Consider the following 1,798-nt stretch of genomic DNA (forward strand, 5'->3'; position numbering starts at 1 on the left):
GCTGGCGTAGGCGCGGATGGTGTGGGGCGAGCGGTTCAAAGCCTCGAGGTAGGTGAGGTAGTCCTCGGCTGCAGCCGCAACACCATCCGGCCCGATCACCGTCGCAGACCGACGACCATCAGGTAGAGAAATTCGTTGAGCACGAAAATAGCGGACACCAGTGACCACGTGATGCACATTACAGAAGACATACGGATAAGAGTGTCAACTTAATCGGAGTGTCGGCTGAGCTTCCAATTGGATTGATTCAGAAGACATCGCTGTAGGCACTACAGATAAACGGCGACGGAACTGGCTGCGAATAAGAGCATGCTCCCGCATGGGCGGTGGTCAGCGGGACATGATTCCGTGCCGGTCACGGGCGAAGTTATAAGCAGGATTGTCGTTGGCGATCGCCTGTCCTGGGTCGGCGGTGACCGGATCGTCTTCCAGGCCAACATCGGCCCGCCGCATCCAGAAGGCAAAGCACCAGCCATGCCCGTGTCCGGATGCGCCGTGCTTGGATGGAAAGCGGACACCCATGGGATAGGAGCCATCGTCGAGGACTTGCTCCCGGACCCATGAGGCGAGCAGCGTCGTGATCTCGCGTCGGCCACTGGTGATCTCTGCCAGCGTCAGGGTTTCGTCGATATCGGCTTCATACAATAAGCTGCCCAGCGCACCGTTCAATGCGGCAATAGTGTCAGCATGGGCCATATCGACCCACGGCCCCGGTTCGAACTGCAGGCAATACAGCAGCCGGCCCTCACGCCAGTTGGCAGGGATCCATCCTGGAGCCATATGTCCGTTGGCATGCCACTGCTCTTCGACCTCACGCCGGATCGTCTCGACAGGTGCATCGAAAAAAGCTGCGGTCTTTTCGAGGTGATCCTTGTGCGCGGCAGTCATCCTCGCCCATGACAGGGCTTCCAGAAAAGCCGTCTGCGGATCTTCGGCCGCGTAAACGGTCCGGCCGGGCGTATCAAACCGGTACCAATCTGACCGGTCATCCGAGAGAAGGCCTCGTTCCTGGGGGTTGAGGGGACCATAGGACTCTTTGGCAACGCGGTAGGCCGGAACCGGCCCATCCACCAGTGCCAGGCCGGTCTTCGTGCAGGTCCGCATTAACCAATGAATCCGTCATCGACCATTGCCGCCGCTGCGGCTGCCACTTCACGGAACCGGTCCTCCCTGACGGCATCAACCGGTGAATCATGACCGAGCCATGGATTGGCGCCGATAAACCACATCCGCGCTACATGTTCGCCTTCAGCCTCGGACACGACGATCCACTGGGTATAGGCAAACTGCAGGCGCTTCACCGCCGCCGCATTCGGAGTAGGACCATTCTGCTGCGCCCACTTGTAACTGGTCTTGCGGTCCTTGCTGCCGGCCAAAGCAGCTACGAGCGTAGCCCCCAGCGCGGCATTTAGCCGCCGGACGATCTCCCGTACACCCAATCTCGCCGTCCTGGCATGGGCGGCACCGGCAATAGTCTCGATGCTCATGATACTCATCTCCTCGTTGGCCCTATATACCCAGAGTACCCCCAAAGTGGCCCATAATGGACTCTAAAGCGACAATAAATCCACCGATAAAAGACGTATAAATGCCTGGGTGCCGCGGAGCATAAGTTTGGCGATGGCCCTCGAATACTGCAGGTCGCTTCATAACAGCCTGGTCATGGCTACCAGCAGGAAGAGCAAAATCGGATGCCTGGGGAGACGACGGGCAGAACCTCGGCTGGATATCCGTTGTTACTGGTTGGCGGCGGCCATCTTTTCGCGGCGGTGAAGGCCCTGGATATGGGTGTGGCACC

The 1,798-nt window shown here is 59.1% G+C and carries 2 protein-coding genes; both read right to left on the reverse strand.

The features are described 5' to 3' along the window. Positions 1 to 330 precede the first annotated feature (330 nt). Positions 331 to 1,104, reverse strand: coding sequence for an RES domain-containing protein (locus Y707_RS28010; RefSeq protein WP_051442265.1), 774 nt, complete (start codon positions 1,102 to 1,104; stop codon positions 331 to 333). Next, positions 1,104 to 1,487, reverse strand: a complete 384-nt coding sequence (locus Y707_RS0120545) for a hypothetical protein (protein ID WP_026536450.1) — start codon at positions 1,485 to 1,487, stop codon at positions 1,104 to 1,106. Before Y707_RS0120545 ends, Y707_RS28010 begins: the two co-directional genes overlap by 1 nt. Positions 1,488 to 1,798 lie beyond the last annotated feature (311 nt).

The sequence above is a fragment of the Arthrobacter sp. H14 genome (genome assembly GCF_000520495.1).
Classification (GTDB): Bacteria; Actinomycetota; Actinomycetes; order Actinomycetales; family Micrococcaceae; genus Arthrobacter_C.

Coding starts and splice junctions, on each gene's coding strand:
- Y707_RS28010 (WP_051442265.1), bottom strand. CDS start 1,104: ATGCGGACCTGCACGAAGACCGGCCTGGCACTGGTGGATGGGCCGGTT.
- Y707_RS0120545 (WP_026536450.1), bottom strand. CDS start 1,487: ATGAGCATCGAGACTATTGCCGGTGCCGCCCATGCCAGGACGGCGAGA.